Origin of the sequence: Pseudoduganella lurida, assembly GCF_007830455.1 — a bacterium.
Classification (GTDB): Bacteria; Pseudomonadota; Gammaproteobacteria; order Burkholderiales; family Burkholderiaceae_D; genus Rugamonas; species Rugamonas lurida.
In genome coordinates this window covers 1,090,643-1,103,118 of sequence record NZ_VLLB01000001.1, presented here as the reverse complement: position 1 = coordinate 1,103,118, position 12,476 = coordinate 1,090,643, and the positions used below count along the sequence as shown (strand labels likewise).

Annotated in this window: 12 protein-coding genes; 6 read left to right on the top strand and 6 right to left on the bottom strand. The window is 67.7% G+C overall.

Annotation, left to right across the window (positions count from 1 at the left end):
* Positions 1-106 precede the first annotated feature (106 nt).
* Positions 107-1,003 (bottom strand): LysR family transcriptional regulator, encoded by an 897-nt coding sequence (locus IP91_RS04705; protein WP_145647575.1) that lies wholly within the window; start codon positions 1,001-1,003, stop codon positions 107-109.
* Positions 1,004-1,391: 388 nt separating this feature from the next.
* On the opposite strand from IP91_RS04705, the gene IP91_RS04700 reads away from it, so the two are divergent.
* From IP91_RS04700 to IP91_RS04690, 3 genes are all read left to right on the top strand, one after another.
* Positions 1,392-2,345: a 2-hydroxyacid dehydrogenase gene (locus IP91_RS04700; protein WP_145647574.1), complete on the top strand. Its 954-nt coding sequence runs from the start codon at positions 1,392-1,394 to the stop codon at positions 2,343-2,345.
* A gap of 81 nt (positions 2,346-2,426) precedes the next feature.
* Positions 2,427-3,827 (top strand): MFS transporter, encoded by a 1,401-nt coding sequence (locus IP91_RS04695; RefSeq protein ID WP_371860584.1) that lies wholly within the window; start codon positions 2,427-2,429, stop codon positions 3,825-3,827.
* Between the two features lie 100 nt (positions 3,828-3,927).
* Positions 3,928-5,001 carry a porin gene (locus tag IP91_RS04690; RefSeq protein ID WP_145647573.1) on the top strand — a complete coding sequence of 358 codons (1,074 nt, stop codon included), beginning with the start codon at positions 3,928-3,930 and terminating at the stop codon, positions 4,999-5,001.
* A gap of 139 nt (positions 5,002-5,140) precedes the next feature.
* Here IP91_RS04690 and maiA read toward each other — a convergent pair whose 3' ends face one another.
* The 3 genes from maiA to hmgA are packed head-to-tail and all read right to left on the bottom strand — an operon-like array spanning position 5,141 to position 8,408.
* On the bottom strand, positions 5,141-5,785 hold the full coding sequence (gene maiA, locus IP91_RS04685) for a maleylacetoacetate isomerase (protein ID WP_145647572.1): 645 nt from the start codon (positions 5,783-5,785) through the stop codon (positions 5,141-5,143).
* 5 nt (positions 5,786-5,790) lie between these two features.
* On the bottom strand, positions 5,791-7,128 hold the full coding sequence (gene fahA / locus IP91_RS04680; protein WP_145647571.1) for a fumarylacetoacetase: 1,338 nt from the start codon (positions 7,126-7,128) through the stop codon (positions 5,791-5,793).
* Positions 7,125-8,408, bottom strand: a complete 1,284-nt coding sequence (gene hmgA, locus IP91_RS04675) for a homogentisate 1,2-dioxygenase (protein WP_145647570.1) — start codon at positions 8,406-8,408, stop codon at positions 7,125-7,127. Before hmgA ends, fahA begins: the two co-directional genes overlap by 4 nt.
* 113 nt (positions 8,409-8,521) lie before the next feature.
* On the opposite strand from hmgA, the gene IP91_RS04670 reads away from it, so the two are divergent.
* The 3 genes from IP91_RS04670 to IP91_RS04660 all read left to right on the top strand — a co-directional run bounded on the left by IP91_RS04670 (position 8,522) and on the right by IP91_RS04660 (position 10,911).
* Entirely contained in the window at positions 8,522-9,427 is a 906-nt protein-coding gene (locus IP91_RS04670) for a LysR family transcriptional regulator (protein WP_145647569.1), read from the top strand.
* A 207-nt stretch (positions 9,428-9,634) separates the two neighbouring features.
* Complete coding sequence (locus IP91_RS04665; protein WP_158643084.1) at positions 9,635-10,543, top strand: ribokinase; 909 nt, start codon at positions 9,635-9,637, stop codon at positions 10,541-10,543.
* Between the two features lie 80 nt (positions 10,544-10,623).
* On the top strand, positions 10,624-10,911 hold the full coding sequence (locus tag IP91_RS04660; protein WP_145647567.1) for a barstar family protein: 288 nt from the start codon (positions 10,624-10,626) through the stop codon (positions 10,909-10,911).
* 16 nt (positions 10,912-10,927) lie between these two features.
* Here the strand turns inward: IP91_RS04660 and IP91_RS25940 are convergent, their stop codons facing one another.
* Positions 10,928-11,575 carry a beta/gamma crystallin family protein gene (locus tag IP91_RS25940; RefSeq protein WP_158643083.1) on the bottom strand — a complete coding sequence of 216 codons (648 nt, stop codon included), beginning with the start codon at positions 11,573-11,575 and terminating at the stop codon, positions 10,928-10,930.
* Positions 11,576-11,705: 130 nt separating this feature from the next.
* A complete protein-coding gene (locus IP91_RS04650; RefSeq protein ID WP_145647566.1) occupies positions 11,706-12,410 on the bottom strand; it encodes a DUF998 domain-containing protein in 705 nt (234 codons plus the stop codon).
* Positions 12,411-12,476: the final 66 nt, after the last annotated feature.

Here is a 12,476-nt window from a genome sequence, read left to right as displayed (position 1 = left end):
GTTGGGGCAATGCCGGACGATGCAGTCAGCGTAACAGCAAAGATTCTTTAAAGCAATTAGTATTTTGGATGTGCAGTGCTTTTTGCGTCCTGGCCACCGTCTGCCATCACGCGCCGGACTGTGCAAAATGCGCCTGCGCCATGACCCGGAGGGCCGTTACGGCCGGCACACACTGGTCCGGGCGCCAGGCCATGATCATCTCGGCCGCCACGTCGCCATGCCGGATGGGCCGGAATACCACGTTGTCGAACTTGAAGCGCTGCGCGGAGGCGGGCACGATGCCCATGCCCAGGCCGGCACGCACCATCGACAGGATGGTGGGCGTCTGGTCGATGTACTGCACGAATTCCGGCATCACCTTGGCGGACCAGAACAGGTTCATCACGCGGTCATGGAAGTACTTGCCGTCGTCAGGCGAGTGCATGATGAAGGGCTGGCGGTGCAGGCTGGCCAGGTCGATGCGGTCGTCCACGGCCAGCGGATGGCCGGCGGGCAGGGCGACGATCAGCGGTTCGACATCGATCAGGAAGGACTCCAGCTTCTGCCGCGACCCGAGCGGGCGCATGATGCCGAGGTCGATGGAGTCGGCGGCAAAGGCGGCGATCTGCGCGGCCGACACGAGTTCGTGCACGACGATGTCGATGTCGGGCAGCGCCCGTTTCGCGGCGGCCAGCAGGTTCGGCACGATCTCGTGGCCCGCCGCACCCGTGAAGGCCACGCGCACCCGACCCGTCTCACCCTTGCTGGCGCGGCGCGCGGTGGTCGCGGCCTGCTCGGCCAGGTTCAGCAGGCGCACCGCGTCGACCAGGAAGACCTGGCCGGCCGTTGTCGGACGCACCGAGTGCTTGGTGCGTTCGAGGAGCTGCACACCCAGTTCGTGCTCCAGCAGCTGGATCTGCCGCGTCAGTGGCGGCTGCGTCATGTTCAGGCGCTCCGCCGCGCGCCGGAAGTTGAGTTCCGTGGCCACGGTGACGAAGCAGCGCAGTTGCTTCAGATCGAACATCGTTTCTCCCTTCAATATCTGCAACTAACCGAAGGCTGTGCCACCCGATCCCCCGTTGGCGAGCAGGCCCGATGGCTACGGCTGAGTCCGTGTCCCACCCTGGTGTCAGGCGTAGTGACACGGACTCATCCGTACCGTTCATCGGTACGGGAAATCAGCCACTTGCACGCTACTGCACAGTTCGTGTCACGACGCCTGACCCCAGGAGGTGACACGAGCTCTGCAATAACGTGATTCAATTAAGGTATCACATAATTGACGAAACGCATTGGACCGGCATCACCGCGGCCTCCTATCATCGGCACCAGATCGAGCCTCGGCTCGAGCGTGCGGCGACGCAGAGCCGCAGCGACGAATCCGCCATCGCCGGCGATAACAAAGGACACCCATGAAGCCTGGTATTTTGCAGTTGAGCCCCATCCTGATTCCCTCGGTGAGCGAGCGGCTCGCCGACCTCTACACCGTGCACCGCCTGTTCGAACAGGACGACAAGGCCACCTTCCTCCGCGAGATGGGAGCCAGTATCCGCGGCGTGATCTCCGGCGGCCACACGGGCATCAGCAACGAGCTGATGGCGCAGCTGCCGAACCTGCAGGTGGTGGCGATCAACGGCGTCGGCACCGATGCCGTCGACCTGGCCTACGCCCGCCAGCGCGGCATCGCCGTCACCGCCACCTTCGGCGCGCTGACCGAGGATGTCGCCGACTTGGCCATCGGCCTGCTGATCGACACCTGCCGCGGCATCAGCGCCGGCGATCGCATCGTGCGCGCGGGCCTGTGGGCGCAGAACCCGAACCCGGGCGCCATCCCGCTGTCGCGACGCTTCAGCGGCATGCGCGTGGGGATCGTCGGCATGGGTCGCGTCGGCCGCGCCGTGGCCGCGCGTGCCGCGGCCTTCGGCTGCCCGATCAGCTACACCGACCTGAAACGGATGGACGACCTGCCGTATCCGTTCCTGGACAATCCGGTCGACCTGGCGCGCGGCAGCGATGCGCTGGTGCTGGCCGCCGCCGCCGACAAGGCCGAAGGCATCATCGATGCGGCCGTGTTCGACGCCCTCGGGAAGGACGGCTTCGTGGTCAACATCGCACGCGGCAAGCTGGTGAACGAGCCGGACCTGGTGGTTGCGCTGCAGGAAGGCCGGATCGCCGGCGCGGGGCTGGATGTCTTCGTCGACGAGCCCCATGTCCCGGCGCCGCTGCGGGCGATGGACAACGTGGTGCTGCAGGCGCACCGCGCCAGCGCCACCGTCGAAACGCGCACCGCGATGGGCGAGATGGTGCTGGCCAGCCTGGCACAGGCGCTGGCCGGTGGGCGTCCGGAAATGAGCCTCACTACCTGACCATCCACAGCGGTACAGGTTCCAGCAATGAAGCGCAGCGGGAGACAGCTGCGCGGCAAGACCATAATAAGGACATTACCAATGAATCAGGTCAAAGCAGTGCAGGAAAACAGGAGCAATGGCGCCGGCATGGCGACGACGGCATCGGCAAAACGGGGCAGCTTCCGCTGGGTGGTACTGGGCCTGATCTTCGTGATCTGGGCGATCGCCTGTGCCGACCGCGCCAACCTGGGCATCGCCCTGCCGTTCATGAAGAAGGAATACGGCATCAGCAATACCGAAGCGGGCATGATCATCAGCCTGTTCTCGTTTGCCTACGGCGTGGTACAGATCCCCGCCGGCCTGCTGTACAAGCGGCTGAGCGACAGGGTCACGGGCAAGCTGTTCCCGGTCTTCATGATCCTCACCTCCGTCTTCACGGGGCTGATGGGCACCACGTCGTCGGTCTTCCTGCTCAAGCTGTACCGCGTGGGCCTGGGCATTTCCGAAGGCCCGCTGGGCATCGGCTGCACCAACATCATCAACCGCTGGTTCCCCGCCCACGAAAAGGCCACGGCCACGGGCCTGTGGCTGACGGCATCCAAGCTCGGCCCGCTGATCGTGCCGTCGCTGTGCGTCGTCGTGATCGAGATCTGGGGCTGGCGCGAGATCTTCTACGTGTTCGCCATCCCCGGCATCCTGCTGTCAGTGCTGTGGCTCGTCACGGTCACCAACACGCCGGAAGAGAGCAAGTTCTGCTCGAAGGCGGAACGCGAGTACATCCGCACCGAAGTGGGCCTGGTGGTGGAACCGGCCAAGGCCTCGCCGCTGCAGCGCAGCGACAACCTGGGCTGGCTGGATAAAGTGATCCGCACCCGCAAGGTGCCGCAACTGAGCACGCTGCGGCATGTGTTCACGTCGTGGAACGTGCTGGGCGCGGCAATCGGCTATGGCTGCATGATCGGCATCACCAACATCTTCATGTCGTGGATTCCCACGTATCTCGTGGAGGTGAAGGGCTTCACGTCGATCAAGATGGGCTTCCTGGCCTCGGCGCCGTTCCTGGGCGCCGTGCTGGGCAACCTGATCGGCGGCCTGATCTCCGACCGCCTGCTGGGCAAGCGCCGCAAGCCGCTGATGATGCTGAGCGCCTTCGGCACGATCTTCATGATGCTGGCACTCGTCAATGCGCCGGACAATTCCGTCTACCTGGGCTTCACGCTGTTCCTGGCCGGCTTCATCGTCAGCGCCGGCTTCGGCGGCTATGCCGTGTATCCGATGGGGCTGGCCAGCAAGTCCGTCTATCCCGTCTCGTTCGGCATCATCAACTCGGTGGGGCAGGTGGGCGGTGCGTGCGCGCCGCTGGCCGCCGGCATGCTGCTCGACGCCTACAGCTGGAGCGCCGTCTTCACCTACATGGGCTGCAGCGCGCTGGTATGCCTGCTGATCCTGTGCACGATCGTCGAGCCGGTGATCGCTGACGACAAGGCCGCCAAGTCCTGATCCGCCGTCCGGCGATCCATCTTTACCTCGCGTGTGCTCCGCTGGCGGCAGCTTCCTGCCGCCGGCCGGGCCACGCACATCAAAAACAACGGAGACCATCATGAAGAAGACCCGCGCCCTGATCCTCGTCCTCGGCAGCGCCGCCGCGCATGCCCAGACATCGGTCACCCTCTACGGCATCGCCGATGCCGCCCTCGTCAGCGAAAGCGGCGGCGCGGGCGGCACGGTCGCCAAGGTCACCAGCGGTGCCGCGGCCACCTCGCGCATCGGCTTTCGCGGCACGGAAGACCTGGGCAACGGCCTGTCGGCCATCTTCACGCTGGAGACGGGCACCAAGATCGATACCGGTGAACTCGATTCGGCCAACACGCTGTTCAACCGGCAGGCCTTCGTGGGCCTGAAGGGCGGCTTCGGCACGGTGGCGCTGGGCCGCCAGTTCACGCCGTACCACAACATGATGGTCAAGGTGGTCGATCCGTTCGCCACCGGCTACGCGGGCCGGGCGGGGAACATCTTCCCCGACTCGGGCACCAATGTCCGCACCAGCAATACGATCACCTACACGATGCCGGCCACGCGCGGCGTGGATGCCGAACTGTCGTACAGCGCCGGCGAACAGGCGGGATCCTCGGCGGGACGCCAGTACGGCGGCGCCATCGGCTACACGGCTGGGCCGCTGGCGCTGCGGGTCGCCTACAACAACAAGAATGCGGATATCGCCGCCACGCCCGACGCGGCGGCGGTGCTGCATGGCGCGGGAAGGAACACGCTGGTCGGCGCCAGCTATGACCTCAAGTGGATCAAGCTGCATGCCGGCTACGGCATCGACCAGGGCTACAACAGCGCGCCGCTGCCGAACGCGAACAATCCCTATGGCGGCACGAAGCCGACGCCCTCGACGGACGGCCGCGAAGCGCTGCTGGGCTTCCAGGCACCCATCGGTCCCGGCAACCTGATGTTCTCCATGATGCACAAGGACGACCGCACCGCCTTCGACCAGGATGCCAGCGCGATCGGCATCGCCTACCTGTACATGCTGTCGAAACGCAGCGGCATCTACGGCGCCTACGGCCACGTGAAGAACCGCAACGGCGCCGGCTACACCATCGGCAACAACACCGAGTCCGGCAGCGGCAGCACGGGATGGAACCTGGGGTTGCGGCACACGTTCTGACCTTGCGGCATATCTTGGGAATGCGTCGCCCTCGGATGGGCGCGCAGCATAATCTGCATCGTGCATTTCACGACGAACGAGCGGCACGTGCCTCGGCACCGCACCGGCCGGCGGGACTGACGATGCTGCCCGCCTGACGCTATTGGGCGTCCGCCTGCGCCTCGGGCCTGGCCGCCGCGAACGCCGGCAGCGCTTCACATGCCGCGGCGATGCGCTCCAGCGTGGGATAGAGTGCCAGATCGCAGCCGAAACGCCGCGCGTTGTACAGCTGGGGCACCAGGCAGCAGTCGGCCAATGTCGGCGCGTCGCCGTGGCAGAACGCGCCCGTCGCCGCGTCCTGCGCCAGCCGCGTCTCCAGCGCCGCCAGTCCCGTCCCGACCCAGTGGCGGTACCACGCGGACTTCTGCTCCGGCGTGATGTGCAGTTCCTTTTCCAGGTACTTCAGCACGCGCAGGTTGTTCAGCGGGTGGATGTCGCAGGCGATCGCCAGCGCAAGGGACCGCACGCGCGCGCGGCCGGCGGCGTCAAGCGGCAGTAGCGGCACCGCCGGATGCAGTTCGTCGAGGTATTCGACGATCGCCACCGACTGCGTCAGCACCAGGTCGCCGTCCTCCAGCACCGGCAGCAGGTGCTGGGGATTCAATGCGCCGAAGGCTTCGCCGAGCTGCTCGCCGCCGTGGTTCAGCAGGTGGACGGGAATCTGCTCGGCCGTCAATCCCTTCAGGTGCAGGGCGATGCGCACGCGGTAGGCGGCCGAGCTGCGGAAGTAGGTGTGCAGCTTCATCGCGCTCACCGGGCCGGCAGGACGGTGCCGGCCGCTTCGCCGAAGCCGATGCGGGGCAGGCCGGGACGGCTGGTCCAGCCGCGCAGCACGACTTTGTCGCCGTCGGCCAGGAACACGCGCGCTTCGCCGCCCGGCAGCGCGACGGGCTGCTTGCCGCCCGCGCTCAGTTCCAGCAGCGAACCCGCTTCCGCCTCATCCGGTCCGGACTGCGTGCCGGAGCCCAGCAGGTCGCCGGGCCGCAGCGCGCAGCCGTTCACGGTGTGGTGCGCCACCAGCTGCGCCACGCTCCAGTACGAATGACGGAAGTTCGACCGGGCCAGGGTGGCGGGCGGCATGCCGTCGCGCTGCATGGATGCCGTCTGCAGGCTCACTTCCAGTGCGATGTCGAAGCCGCCGCACGCGCGCAGCGCCGGGTAGTCGAGGTAGGGCAACGGCTGCGGATCGGCCGCGTCGCGCTGCCACGCCGCGCGGTAGGGCGCCAGCGCTTCGAGCGTGACGATCCAGGGCGAGATCGTGGTGGCGAAATTCTTCGACAGGAAGGGGCCGAGCGGCTGGTATTCCCAGGCCTGCAGGTCGCGCGCGGACCAGTCGTTCAGCAGGCACAGGCCGAACACATGCCGCTCCGCATCCGCCGCCGCGATCGGTGCGCCGGACGCATTGCCGGTGCCGATGAAGATGCCCACTTCCAGTTCGAAGTCGAGACGTTGCGCGGGACCGAACGACGGCGCACCTTCCACGCCGGCAGCCCGCGTCTGTCCGAGCGGGCGGTGGAACGCCTGGCCGGACACGCCGATCGTCGACGAGCGGCCGTGATAGCCGATCGGCACCCATTTGTAGTTCGGCAGCAGCGGATTATCCGGCCGGAACAGCTTGCCGACCGCCGTCGCATGGTGAATCGACGTATAGAAGTCCGTGTAGTCGCCGATCGTGGCCGGCACGGCGTATTCGGCATCGGCCTGCGGCACGAGACACTCCGGGCGCGCGGGCGCCTCGCTGCGCAGCATGCGCGACAGGGCCAGGCGCAGCGCCGACCAGGCTGCCGGCCCTGCGGCCATCAGCGCGTTCAGGCTGTCGCGGGATGCGAGGGCGACCGCGTGGCGCGCCGCATCGTCCCAAGCATCGTCCCACGCATCGGCCAGGCTGCCCAGTGCCGACAGGTCGACGATCCGGTCGCCGATCGCCACGCCGCCGCGCCAGGCTTCCCCGGTACCGCGCCGGCGGAACAGGGCGAACGGCAGGTTCTGGATCGGGAAGTCGGTGTCGGGCACATTGGCCGAAGCGACCCAGCTCGCGAGCTTCGGGTCGTGGGTTTCGTTCAGCGCGGGGCTGGTCTGGCGGCTCATGGCTGCGGTTCCTGGAAGTGTTTGTGGAAGCCCTGCCAGCACTGGTAGTAAGCCGGCTGGAGCAGTGGCGAGGCAAGCGCCCGGGCGGTGGGGCGAAGGATGTCGCGCGTCTCGAACATGAACGCCATCGTGTCGGCGATCTTGTGCGGCAGCGTGGTGTCGGCGCTGCTGGCCTTGTCGAACGTGGCCGCGTCCGGGCCGTGGCCGCTCATGCAGTTGTGCAGGCTGGCGCCGCCGGGACGGAAGCCGGCCGACTTGGCATCGTACTGGCCGTGGATCAGGCCCATGAATTCGCTTGCCACGTTGCGGTGGAACCAGGGCGGCCGGAACGTGTCTTCCGCCGCCAGCCAGCGGGGCGGGAAGATCACGAAGTCCAGCGTGTCGACGCCAGGCGTGTCGGAATGCGCCTGCAGCACCAGGAAGATCGACGGATCCGGATGGTCGTAGCTGATCGAGCCGATGGCGTTGAAGTGGCGCAGGTCGTACTTGTACGGGGCGTAGTTGCCGTGCCAGGCCACGACATCGAGCGGCGAATGGCCGATGCGCGCGCGCCACAGGTTGCCCGCGAATTTCGCGACCAGTTCGAAGTCGCCTTCCAGGTCTTCGTAGGCCGCATGCGGCGTGAGGAAGTCGCGCGGATTGGCCAGGCCGTTCGAGCCGATCGGGCCCAGGTCGGGCAGGCGCAGCAGCGCGCCGGAGTTCTCGCACAGGTAGCCGCGCGCCGCGCCGTCCGGCAGTGCGACCTGGAAGCGCATGCCGCGCGGGATGACGGCGATTTCCTGCGGCTCGACATCGAGGACGCCCAGTTCGGTGGCGATGCGCAGGCGGCCCTGCTGCGGCACGACCAGGAGCTCGCCATCCGCATTGTAGAAATAGCGGCCATCCATGTCGCGGTTGGCGGCGTACAGGTGGATCGCGCATGCCGCATTGCCGGCCATCGTCACCCAGCCGTCGAGGAAGTCCGTGGGGGCATCCGGCAGTGGCAGCGGATCCCAGCGCAGCTGGTTCGGCGGCACTGCCACGTCGTCGAAGCGGCTGATCATGCGGCCATTGGCGATCTGCGTGAAAGGCTCGTGCATCGCGCCGGGGCGGATGCGGTACAGCCAGCTGCGGCGGTTGTGCGCGCGCGGCGCGGTGAAGGCGGTGCCGGACAACTGTTCGGCATACAGGCCGAGCGGCGCGCGCTGCGGCGAATTGCGGTGCGCAGGCAGCGCGCCCGCGATGGCTTCAGTGGCGAACTCGTTGCCGAAGCCGGACTGGTAGCCGCGTGGCTGGTCCATGGTGTCTCCGTGGTTTTTGTCTCCTGGGTGAAATGTAGTGCACGCAGCCCGCTTACGCGATATAAATACCAAAATGGAAAGTATTTACAATGTAAATAGAGGGGGCTGTTGCCATGGGACTGCATGAGCTGGACCTGAACCTGCTGCTGGTGTTCCAGGCCGTGCACGGGGAACGGCAGATCTCGGCGGCCGCGCGCGGGCTGGGGCTGACGCAGTCGGCCGTCAGCAATGCGCTGGCGCGGCTGCGGCGTGCGCTGGGGGACGAGCTGTTCGTACGCACCGCGGCGGGCATGCAGCCGACCCCGTTTGCCGAGCGGATGGCCGAGCCGGTCGCCGCCGCGCTGGCCCAGCTGGAAGGGGCGCTGGCGGCGCCGCCCGCCTTCGATCCCGCCACCAGCCGGCGCCGCTTCACGGTCGCCATGACGGACGTGGGAGAGACCTACTTCATGCCCCGCCTGGTGGCGCTCTGTGGCGCCGCGGCGCCCGGCGTGCGGATCGCCGCGGTGCGCGTGACGCAGGAGTCGCTCCGTACCGACATGGAAGGGGGCCGGGTGGACCTGGCGATCGGCGCGTTCGACGATGCGCCCGGCGCCCTGTACCAGCGCCGCCTGTTCCGCCAGCACTACGTGGCACTCTTCCGCGCCGGCCATCCGCTGGCCAGCGGCCCGCTCACCCTGAAGCGGTTCGGCGCGGCGCAGCACCTGGTCGTGACGACGCCGGACAGTCCCTACGACCGCATCAACGTGGCGCTGCAGAAGGCCGGCATCCTGGCCGCCGCCAGTTTTTCGGTGCCGCACTTCGCCGCCGCACCCTACATCGTGGGCACGACGGACCTGGTGGTGACGGTGCCGCTCAAGCTGGCCGAGCGCACCGCCGCGCCGTTCGGGCTGGCCTACGTGAAGTCGCCCCTGCGCCTGGCGCCGCTGCAGACGAACATGTTCTGGCACCGCCGCTACAACCAGGACGACGGCAACCGCTGGCTGCGCGCGCTGGTGGCGGAGGCGTTCGGCGAACAGTAGCAGCGGAAAGCCCCGCTGCGCGCACCGGCAAGGAATCGCGCGCGGGCAGGCCATTGCCGTGATCCATCAGCGTGCTAACCTGCAGCCAGACGAGATCTCACCGGGAGCATGCATGTCGAACGTTGGAGTCGGGCCGCAGCCGGCCTGCAAAGGAATGCCATGTGCCACCCGCGTCATGGTGGGGAGTCACGCGCCGGGGAGCCACGCATGATCAACGTTTTCGGCTCGATCAACGTCGATATCGCCGTCGGCACGGCGCGCCTGCCGCTGCCGGGCGAGACGGTGCTGGGCGGCCAGGCCCATGTCTGCGCGGGCGGCAAGGGCGCCAACCAGGCGCATGCGGCGCGCTGCTTCGGCGTGCCGGTGCGCCTGTTCGGTGCCACCGGCGACGACGCGTTTGCCGCGACGGCGCTGGGCTGCGTGGTGGCGGCCGGCGTCGATACGGCCGGCGTCGTCCCGATCGCCGGCGCGGCCACCGGCATCGCGGTGATCCTCGTCGATGGCGGCGGCGAGAACTCGATCGTGGTGGCCGCCGGCGCCAACCTGGCCGCGACGGCGCAACAGCTCACGGATGCCGACCTTGCAGGCGGCCGCTGCCTGCTGCTGCAGCTGGAGACGGACCTGTTCGAAACGATGGCCCTCGCGCGCCGTGCCAGGGCCATGGGCCGCACGGTGATCCTGAATGCATCGCCATTGCAGCCGGACCGCCTTCCCGACCTGGATGCACTGGACATCCTGATCGTCAATGCCCGGGAGCTGGCAGCACTGGACGGTGCGAGCGATCCGCGCGAGGCGGCACTGGCGCTGGCGCGCCGGCATGCGATCGAAGTGCTGGTGACGTTGGGTGGTGAAGGGGCGCTGCTGGCCGCTGGCGATGGCAAGGTGCTGACTGTGCCGGCGTACCGGGTCCCGGTGTGCGATACCACCGGCGCGGGCGACACGTTTGCCGGCGTGTTTGCCGCCGCGACGGCCGAGGGCATGGACCGGCATCGCGCGATGGACCACGCCTCGGCCGCGGCCGCGCTGGCCTGCACGAAGGCGGGCGCGCAGCCAGCGCAGCCGCACCGCGAAGACATCGAACGGCTGATGGCAGAGCACCGGCCTGCGCCGGTCTGACGGCAGGCGTGCGTGAGTAGGTGGGTGAGTGAGTGAGGAGTGAGTGCGGGCGGGCGGGCGGGCGATGCTAGAATCGGCCGATGACCCGCCAAGACCTCGTCGTCCTCGACATTTCCAACATCGCCACCGTGCGCGACCTGCATGCGCTGCTCGCGCAAACGCTGCATTTCCCCGACTGGTACGGGCCGAACTGGGATGCGTTCTGGGATGTGATCATCGGTCTCGTGCCCATGCCGCGCAGGCTGCAGCTGGTCGGCTGGAACGGCTTCGCGGAGCGCTTTCCCCGCGATGCCCTGATCATGCAGAAGTGCTTGCGGGAGCTGGCCGAGGAATACCCGGCCAATGCCTCAGAGGTCGACTACCTGTGACCGGGATGGTGCGCGATCAGCGCAGCCGGCGCACCGACGATGCCATGTCCTGCATGCCCTGCAGGAAGGGATAGCGGCCTGGCGCGTAGACGATGCAGCGGCCGCCGAAATCGTCGAGCTCGCACAACTGCCATTCGCCTTCGCGCACGATCATCGAGGTGGCGCGGTCGTTGAAGTCGCGTGAGCGCAGGGTGCGGATGTCGTTGCCGACAGGGATGGCGCGGCCGCCGAAATCGCGGTCGGTGAACAGTTCGACGGGGGCACCGCGCCCGTCGTCGCCACGGTGGTCGCGGCGGTCCCGGCGATCCCCATCGCGCCCGTCATAATCACCGCGCCCATCGTAGTCACCGCGGCCGCGGCGCTGGTCCACTTCGCGCACCGACGAGATCTGGTCGTTCATGCGGCTCAGCGTCGGATACTCGCCCGGCGTCAGCACCGTGCACTGGCCGCCGAAATTCTTGTGCTGGCAGACTTCCCAGGTGCCCGAGCGAACGATGATCGACGAGGCACGATCGTTGAAACCCAGGTCGTCGAAGTTGGGCGCGGCGCCGCGGACGGTGAAAGGGCTGCCGCGGAAATCGGGCCGCGAATACAGCGAGATTTCGCCGGCGACGACGTGGGTGAACGATGCCAGCAGGGCGAGGGCGGTGAACAGGCGCTTCATGGTGTCTCCATCGGATACGTTGGCCGGGCGCGACGTGCGCCGGGCTGTTCATGCCATAACGCAATGGGACGGCAGTCGGTGTACCGGCGCGCTGTAACAGATTGCTACGGACGCGGGGCGGCCAGGCAGCTCAGTGCAGGTGCAGCGTGGCGTCCTCTGCGGCCGGGACGCACGCGGCCGGTACCGCCTCCTTCAGCAAGGCCTCGCCCTTGACGAGCCAGGCCACGGCCAGCGCGCTCACCGCGCAGGTCTCGGGCCAGAAGTACGAGGCGCCGTGGTCGAATACCGTCAGCACGGCGATCGCCGCGAACGACAGCAGCATCATCGCGCCGCACAGCCGGTATGCCAGCCGTCGCGCGGCCGCACGGGGACGGTCATCGCACACTACGGCGCCGAAGCGGAAGAACACCAGGTAGAACGACAGCCCCGCGAACGCGACGGCGCAGGCCAGGTGATAGCCCAGCGCGCCGCCCGCCGCGTAATGGCGGTCGGTGCCGAGGTCGGGATAACGCGCCAGCAGCTCGGCCGCGTAAACGGGATCCATCGGAAACAGCGCCAGCCCGATGGCGGCCAGGCCGGCCAGCGTGGCCACTACCGTGTCCTGCACATGCGCCGTGCGGTAGCACAGCAGCAGAACGCCCGTCAGCACCGTGGTCGACACAAAGATGTCGCGCATGCTCGTGTAGTAGTAGGCGCTCAGCGAATCGGTGGCGCCGACGCCATCGGCCAGCAGCGCGCCGACCCGGACCACGGCCGGCATCAGCAGCCCGGCCCAGCCGATCAGGCGGCTCAGCGTGCGGTACGAAGCCACGCAATCGTGGTCGGTTGAATGCATGATGGATTCTCTGTCTGCAGTGCCTGCCTGCCGAACGACATCGTTCGGCAGGCGAAAGCATATAAA

Bases quoted from the DNA above. Each gene is read 5' to 3' on its own strand.
- IP91_RS04665 (WP_158643084.1), top strand. From the start codon at position 9,635: ATGATCAACGTTTTCGGCTCGATCAACGTCGATATCGCCGTCGGCACG.
- IP91_RS04660 (WP_145647567.1), top strand. From the start codon at position 10,624: ATGACCCGCCAAGACCTCGTCGTCCTCGACATTTCCAACATCGCCACC.
- fahA (WP_145647571.1), bottom strand. From the start codon at position 7,128: ATGAGCCGCCAGACCAGCCCCGCGCTGAACGAAACCCACGACCCGAAG.
- IP91_RS04705 (WP_145647575.1), bottom strand. From the start codon at position 1,003: ATGTTCGATCTGAAGCAACTGCGCTGCTTCGTCACCGTGGCCACGGAA.
- IP91_RS25940 (WP_158643083.1), bottom strand. From the start codon at position 11,575: ATGAAGCGCCTGTTCACCGCCCTCGCCCTGCTGGCATCGTTCACCCAC.
- hmgA (WP_145647570.1), bottom strand. From the start codon at position 8,408: ATGGACCAGCCACGCGGCTACCAGTCCGGCTTCGGCAACGAGTTCGCC.
- IP91_RS04700 (WP_145647574.1), top strand. From the start codon at position 1,392: ATGAAGCCTGGTATTTTGCAGTTGAGCCCCATCCTGATTCCCTCGGTG.
- IP91_RS04690 (WP_145647573.1), top strand. From the start codon at position 3,928: ATGAAGAAGACCCGCGCCCTGATCCTCGTCCTCGGCAGCGCCGCCGCG.
- IP91_RS04695 (WP_371860584.1), top strand. From the start codon at position 2,427: ATGAATCAGGTCAAAGCAGTGCAGGAAAACAGGAGCAATGGCGCCGGC.
- IP91_RS04650 (WP_145647566.1), bottom strand. From the start codon at position 12,410: ATGCATTCAACCGACCACGATTGCGTGGCTTCGTACCGCACGCTGAGC.
- IP91_RS04670 (WP_145647569.1), top strand. From the start codon at position 8,522: ATGGGACTGCATGAGCTGGACCTGAACCTGCTGCTGGTGTTCCAGGCC.
- maiA (WP_145647572.1), bottom strand. From the start codon at position 5,785: ATGAAGCTGCACACCTACTTCCGCAGCTCGGCCGCCTACCGCGTGCGC.